The following is a 7,007-nucleotide window of genomic DNA, read 5'->3' on the forward strand; positions in this document are numbered from 1 at the left end:
AGAATTAGATCTTAAAAACTTTTTAAAAGATAAACTTCCTGCTTATATGATACCTAAGAAATTTATTAAAGTAGAACAATTTGCTTTAAATGCAAACGGAAAGATTGATAGGAAGGTTTTGAGTGGAGTATAGCATACTCAGCAACATGTTAAGTGTAAATATGGATTATTATCATGATATTTCAAAAAATTTATTTAATAGGCGAAGGTAGAGTAGCCAAAGAATGCTTAAAGATAGCTTGCTCTTTTTTTAAGCAAGAGATAATATTTATTGAGTTAAAAGAAAAAAACAAGTTAGATGCTTTCTTTAAAAGAGAATCCAATTCTCTTATTTTGAGTGTGAACAACTTTTATATTTTTCAAAAAGAGTGTGTTGAATCCAACTTTATTATCAATTACCACAACTCACTACTTCCAAAATATAAAGGAAGAAATGCTCATATATGGGCTATATGGAACAAAGAAAATACAACTGGGATCACCTGGCACAAAATTGATTGCACTATAGACACAGGAGATATTATCCTACAAAAAGAAATAAAAATAAACAATTCAATAACAGCTATAAAACTACTTCAAATGCAACAAAATTTAGCCATCAATTCTCTTGAAGAATGCTTAAAAAATATAAAGAATTCCTCTCCTCAACCAAATTTCATTCCTATAGATAAAAATATTTATAAGATAAATCAACTACCCAACAATGGCTTATTAAATATTTCTTGGGATATTCCAGTTATTGAAAGATTTTTAAGATCAATGGATAATGGTAGTCTAACCCCTAAAGCTAAAATAAAAATAAGCGATATAATGTATGATATTTTATTTTATGAAATAAATCGTCTAGAAATAATTTTATTTTTAAGCAACAACTCTAAAATAACAATCCCAAAGGAATAAAATGCAACAAATACAAGATTTTTTTAACAAAATAGATAGAACGGATATCAATGAAAATATGTCCAACCTACTTAGTGAAGATATTATAGACAGTATTGACATCATGGCTTTAGTAGCTGAAATAGAAAAATACTATAAAAAACCACTAAAGGCAGATTTTATCAAAGCGGAAAATTTTGAAAGCTTCAAAGACATTAAGGCGATGCTAGAAATAGCAATGCGATGAATTTAGAAACTACTAATCATTTTATTAAAGCTATCAGTGTTATTTTGCCTAAAAATCCGCTCTGCAAAGAAGAAGAATTAAACCTTTGTGGTCTAAGTGAAAGAAAATATCAACTTTTGCAGGAAAATTCAGGAATTTTTAATCATTTTGTAAGCGGTGAGTCAACATATGCGAGTGATTTAGCAACCCAAGCATTAGAAGAACTTTTCTTAAAAAATATAATCCACAAAGATGAAATTGATTTACTAGTTTTTACAAGCTTTACGCCAGATTATTTAGCTCCAGCTTGCACTAGTTTAATCCATAAAAATTTAAATTTAAGTAACCACACTTTATGCTTTGATATGTTAGGTTTTTGCCCTGGCTTTTTACAGAGTTTGCTTCAAGTTTTTTGGCCTTAAATCAACCAAGTATAAAAAAAGCTGTTTTAATATGCGCTAGCGTAAAAAGCAAAGCAATTGACGCTCAAAAAGATAAAATAACTTTTTTAAATAATAGCGATAGCGCAAGCGCGATTTTAATAGAAAAAAATACCAACATTGAAGAAAAAAGTTGTTTTTCACAAAAAATTTTTTCTAACCGATGCATAGAAGAAACTTTGTCTTATAGTGGACTTAATCCAAATAGCTCAAATACACTAAAAACCAATAACACTCTAGCATTTTCTTTTGTTATGCAAAACTATCCAATATTTTTTCAAGAATTTTTTAAACACTTCGATTTAGAAAAAAATAGTTTTGATGAATTTTTTATCTACTCTTCTGATAATTTTTCAAAACAAAAGCTATATGAAAAACTAAATTTACATTTCACACAAGATAATATTCTTAAAAATTATGGAAACACCACTATAAACAAACTTCCCTTAGAGTTAGCCTCTTACATTGGGGGAGGAGATAAACAAATTTTCCTTGGAAGTTTTGGAACAGGCATTACCTTTAACGCATGCAGTCTAAAAATAAACTTTGATAAATTTCAAGGTTTTATCAAAGTCGTGTAATTTCAAGTCTAAATCGCTCTTTAAAATCTTTGAAAGTAAATATCTTCTCTCATATTAAATGTTTTATTTTTTAGCTTTTCAAGCAATATAGGCAATTCTTTTTTAAACAAAGCTCTATCTGTCATTCTTAAACCATGATCTAAACTTTTTATATATCTACCGTCTATATCACTTTCATCTTTCACAATATGCAAAGTAGCATCAAATCCAAGTTGATTGTAAATTTCATACAAATTGACCTTATGTTCAATCGGAGCTCCATCATCTTTTGCGCTATGGTAACTGATAAATATTGTATTTTGATTTTTTGTGCTTTGTAAATTTAGATGTTTTGAATTTAAAAGAACTCTTATCATATAATGATCATCGCTTAAAAAATACGGAGAATTTTCATCTCTAGTCCAAAATTTTTTTACAAAGCACAATAAAGTATAGTATTCTCCCATAATCCCAAACTCACCACAACCCGTCTCTCTACCCAGCAAATGAGGTAAATGAGGCAACGATACACCTGAGTTATCTACAACCCCATCAACATACCAAGGTGCTATCTTAGCACACATCAATGCTAAATAACCACCATATGATCCCCCTCCATAAATTTTTGGCAAGAATTTAAATTGAGGATAATTTTTCACGATATCTTTTAAAGCATTGATATGATCAATGGCAGGCATAATGGCAAAATTTTGATACTCATTATTTAGCGGAACAAAAGTAGCTGTAAAATATGCTTGATAATTTGGATCTAACATGTTTTGTATTTTTAGTTTCAAAATAGTCTGATTTAATACCTCATAATATTGCCAAGCATTAAGTATATTCAAACCATAGGTGTTGATATTAAATTTTTCAAGAGCATATATTTTAAATTCGGCAAATCATTTTCTGTAAAAACAGTAGTTGCACTATACTTCTCCACATCAGATCTTCTTTGGCAAAAACAATGATAAAAAACATTTACAGCTACTACATCAAATTTTTTAGCAATAAATTTTTCGGTAACTTTTTAAAAAATGTATATTTGTATTAGCTCCATAACCACCTATGATAAAAACCATCGCTTTCATTTCTTTACTATCATCATAAGTGATTCTGTATTCTAACTTACTTTCTCTTTTTATATTTAACTCTACATCATCACAAGAATCTATGAAATAAACTTCATTTTTAAGCAATTTAAGCCTTTTAATGGTATTTTTAAAGTATTATACTAAGGATAATACAAAAAATCAAATAAGGAAAAAATATGAATGTTAGTTTTGACGATATTCAAAATATGTTTAACGCGATCAACAGAAGTGATATAAATCAAAATAGTCTTAACTTGGTTGATGAGGATATTATTGATAGTATTGATATGATGAAGTTGATCCTTGAAATTGAAAAATTTATAGGAAAAAGCTTGGATGCAAAATACATCACACCTGATAATTTTGAAGATTTCTCTACTATCAAAAAAATGCTTGAGGAGGTTATATAATCTCAAGCATAAATTTGCTACCATTATCCTTAAAGGTAAACACTTTATCCTTACAAGGATAGCTTATACTATTTTCTTGCATTACAAATTCTTTATCTTTAAATTTTTCAAGCATTTTTGGCAACTCCTTGCCAAATAAAGCTTTATCGGTAATTCCACCTCCATGTGAAAGTTTTTTTATAAATTTTCCATCAATATTATTTTTATCAATCAAACAAAAATTTACATCGTACCCTAAAGTCTTTAAAATATCCATATATTGGGATTTAAACTCATGAGATGTTAATGGATCCTCAGAGCTGTGATAACTTACATAAATTATATTTTTATTTTTTGCAGCTTGTAAAATCAAATGTGTTTGATTCAGCAGAGTTCTTATTTCATAATTTTCCTCTTTGAAACAATATGGCGAATTTTTATTAGCATTCCAGTAGGTTTTTAAAAATACACCTACTTGAAAATTTCTATGACTATAAAACGCATCAGGATGATCCATATCCTTGCCTATAATGTACCCCAAAAGCAACATTGCTTCACCAGAATTATCTATGACTCCATCAACATACCAAGGGGCAATTTTAGTCAGCAACAAAGAAAGATAGCCACCATAAGATCTTCCTCCGTAAATTTTAGGTAGCGTCTTAAATTCTGGATATCTTTTCACAAGATCCTTTAAGGCATTAATATGATCAATCGCTGCCATAATTCCATAGTTTTGATACTCATTATTTGAAGGCTCCATAGTTGAAGTAACATACATTTTATAATTATCAGGTAAAATATTTTTTAGTTTATAAGTATCGATGGTATCCTCTAGCGATGCAAGGTATTTTTCCATACTCCAAGCACTAAGTCCACTTACATCGAAATTCATTTGCTTTAGAGTTTTTTTTAGTTGCTCTGCATTATACTCATCATATGAAAATCTTGCACTATATTTTTTATCTTTTTCATTAATCCTGCATCCAAAACAATGATACAAAACATTTACAGCCACTACTTCAAATTTTTTAGCTATGAATTGTCTATCAAAATCAACAATTGACAAATCAACGTTTGAACCATATGCTCCAATGATAAAAACTATCGCTTTCATTTCTTTACTATCATCATAAGTGATTCTGTATTCTAACTTACTTTCTCTTTTTATATTTAACTCTACATCATCACAAGAATCTATAAAATAAGTTTCATTTTTAAGCATATTTTCTCTTTAACCTTCAAAATATTTTGTAAATTTTTCTTGATATCTTGCTTCTAAATTATCATATATATCTTGAATTTTATCAATAAATTTTTCGTTTCTATATGCTTGCATTGTCATGGAATTAATCTCTTGAAATGCAAAAAAATCAAATTTCTCTTCATGTGTTAATTCTTCGAGGTAGATTGTTTTTCCATAGTGATCATAAGTATATTGCTTAAGAGTTTCTTCTACCACTTCAAGCACTTTAAATACAAAGATCATTATCGGTTCTTTTCTTAACTCTTGAGTGTTTTGTTCAAATTCTCTTAAAAACTCATCATTTTTCCTATGAGTAATCGTACAGTAATGTTTTTGAGCATCTTTATAAAAAATATCAAATAACGCACATGGTTTTACCCCTAAAAAATTACCCTCATAATCAACTTGTGGATAATATGGATAAAGCTTGCATATCAAAGGTCTAAGACCATGAGGATTACAAAGTCCATTAAGATCACATTTTGCAAAATAAGCATTAATAGATTTACCATTTTTTAAAACAAATGTGTTTACTTTTCCATTTTCCAAATACGTATTTCCAGCTTGTTTTAACGAAAGATATTCGATTTCTAGCATTGGTAAAATCACTGCACTAGATTTATTAAATCTAAAATATTGCGCATGAATATTATGACAACATCCACCGTTGCAAGTTTTATAACATTGCGGTGCAAAAATAAATTCTTTATCATGTAAACTATTGAAAAAATTACCCATTGTCTTCCTTTTTTTGTTTTGTTATTTTTAATAATATTTTACCATCATGTTCTTTAAAAGCATACATCAAATCATCACTTTGATAAGTAATTTCTTTTTTACATGTTTTATTTTTCAAAGAACCTTTTAAAATCTCTGGCAAATGCTTTTTAATAAGAGACTTCATCGGAATCCCCATACCGTGTTTTAAATTTTTAATGAATCTTCCATCTATTTCTTCTTCTTTACTTATTTTAATCACTTCTGCTTCAAAGCCCAACTCATTTAATAAATTAATCCAAGCTTCTTTTTCTTCCAAAGGAACATATTCATCATGAATACTATAATATATAATATACTTTGGATTAGGAAAATTCGCTTGAACTTCCAAATGGTCTTTATTTAAAATTTCCCTAATAAATTTTCTCGCTTTAGAAAAATAATATTCAGAATGTTTATTAGTAGTCCACAAAGTTTTTTCACTAGCACAAAATCTAATATTATTGAAATAATGGAAAGTTCCGAAACAAAAATATTTACTATAATCCACCTCTTTACCAAAACCTATATATCTCCAAGCATCACCATCTAAAGTAACATGAGTAGAATTATCTAAAACAACATCAACAAGCCATGGAGCTAGCTTTGCGCACAAAGTGGCCATATAAGCACCATGCGACACTCCAACTACTATAGTTTTTAGGCTAGAAATTTTAAAGATATTATTTTTCACATAAAGTAACGCATTAAGAACATCTATTGTTTGCATAATCCCATAATTTTGATATTCATCATTGGTAAGTTTTAAACTCACACTTAAATCCAAAAAGTATTTTCTATCTAGCTCCCAAGCATCTTTTTTTTGCTGTATTTGTTTGTTAAGATACTCCATAGCCGGATAAAATTCTTCAAATGTATTTAGCTTTTGTATATCATATGGGATACTTATACCAAGTGTCTTTACGCTGACTTCAAAAATTAATTTATCTATATCATCCAAATACCACTTAGCACCTGTTTGAGGGCGATTACCTATACCATGATAATTAACACTTAAAACCGCTACATTGTATTTTGATGCAAAATATTCCATATTAAATTTTAACACCGGGTCATTTATATCTGCACCAAGTCCTTGTATGATACATATAATCGCTTCTATTTCTTTTTCTTCATCATATGTAAGTTTAAATTCGAGTTGATTTTCTCTTTTTATATTTAATTCTACATCATCACAAGAATCTATGAAATAAGTTTCATTTTTAAGCATAATTTTCTTTCTGCAAATTAATTTTTATGCTATTATAACTAAAAAATTCAAGGAAATCTATGACAACCCACATCAATGATTTTTTACAAGAAAGCGTTACTAAATTTGGAAATAAAAATGCTTTTGTTGAGTTTAATGGCAAAAGTATAAGCTATAAAGACTTTGATGATTTAAGTAAAAAAATAG

10 protein-coding genes and 1 pseudogene are annotated in these 7,007 nt (G+C 28.3%); 7 read left to right on the top strand and 4 right to left on the bottom strand.

What is annotated here, in order from left to right:
• The 5 genes from CKA54_RS07815 to CKA54_RS07825 form a co-directional block, all read left to right on the top strand.
• The coding region (locus CKA54_RS07815) for a D-alanine--poly(phosphoribitol) ligase (protein ID WP_143297928.1) at positions 1-133 on the top strand (133 nt) is incomplete at its 5' end.
• A gap of 41 nt (positions 134-174) precedes the next feature.
• Entirely contained in the window at positions 175-900 is a 726-nt protein-coding gene (locus CKA54_RS07450; RefSeq protein WP_120760925.1) for a formyltransferase family protein, read from the top strand.
• A 1-nt stretch (position 901) separates the two neighbouring features.
• Positions 902-1,126, top strand: coding sequence for an acyl carrier protein (locus CKA54_RS07455; RefSeq protein ID WP_120760926.1), 225 nt, complete (start codon positions 902-904; stop codon positions 1,124-1,126).
• Positions 1,123-1,527: a hypothetical protein gene (locus CKA54_RS07820; RefSeq protein WP_120760927.1), complete on the top strand. Its 405-nt coding sequence runs from the start codon at positions 1,123-1,125 to the stop codon at positions 1,525-1,527. Before CKA54_RS07455 ends, CKA54_RS07820 begins: the two co-directional genes overlap by 4 nt.
• On the top strand, positions 1,482-2,126 hold the full coding sequence (locus tag CKA54_RS07825) for a 3-oxoacyl-ACP synthase (protein WP_253254862.1): 645 nt from the start codon (positions 1,482-1,484) through the stop codon (positions 2,124-2,126). Before CKA54_RS07820 ends, CKA54_RS07825 begins: the two co-directional genes overlap by 46 nt.
• On the opposite strand, the pseudogene CKA54_RS07470 reads toward CKA54_RS07825, so the two are convergent.
• A pseudogene (locus tag CKA54_RS07470) lies at positions 2,113-3,304 on the bottom strand (DUF2920 family protein). The gene CKA54_RS07825 and the pseudogene CKA54_RS07470 overlap by 14 nt on opposite strands.
• Positions 3,305-3,375: 71 nt before the next feature.
• Between CKA54_RS07470 and CKA54_RS07475 the strand changes: the two are divergent.
• On the top strand, positions 3,376-3,609 hold the full coding sequence (locus CKA54_RS07475; RefSeq protein ID WP_120760928.1) for an acyl carrier protein: 234 nt from the start codon (positions 3,376-3,378) through the stop codon (positions 3,607-3,609).
• Here CKA54_RS07475 and CKA54_RS07480 read toward each other — a convergent pair.
• Genes CKA54_RS07480 through CKA54_RS07490 form a run of 3 tightly spaced genes read right to left on the bottom strand, consistent with a single transcriptional unit; the run spans position 3,602 to position 6,821 of the window.
• Positions 3,602-4,813, bottom strand: a complete 1,212-nt coding sequence (locus CKA54_RS07480; RefSeq protein ID WP_120760929.1) for a DUF2920 family protein — start codon at positions 4,811-4,813, stop codon at positions 3,602-3,604. The two genes, CKA54_RS07475 and CKA54_RS07480, sit on opposite strands and share 8 nt — an antisense overlap.
• 9 nt (positions 4,814-4,822) lie before the next feature.
• Positions 4,823-5,572 (bottom strand): hypothetical protein, encoded by a 750-nt coding sequence (locus CKA54_RS07485; RefSeq protein WP_120760930.1) that lies wholly within the window; start codon positions 5,570-5,572, stop codon positions 4,823-4,825.
• Entirely contained in the window at positions 5,565-6,821 is a 1,257-nt protein-coding gene (locus CKA54_RS07490) for a DUF2920 family protein (RefSeq protein WP_120760931.1), read from the bottom strand. The genes CKA54_RS07485 and CKA54_RS07490 overlap by 8 nt, the downstream gene beginning before the upstream one ends.
• Before the next feature lie 59 nt (positions 6,822-6,880).
• On the opposite strand from CKA54_RS07490, the gene CKA54_RS07870 reads away from it, so the two are divergent.
• Positions 6,881-7,007: hypothetical protein (locus CKA54_RS07870; RefSeq protein WP_367301899.1), on the top strand; the 127-nt coding region annotated here is incomplete at its 3' end.

This window comes from Campylobacter sp. P255, from assembly GCF_003627915.1.
In the GTDB taxonomy this organism is placed as follows: Bacteria; Campylobacterota; Campylobacteria; order Campylobacterales; family Campylobacteraceae; genus Campylobacter_D.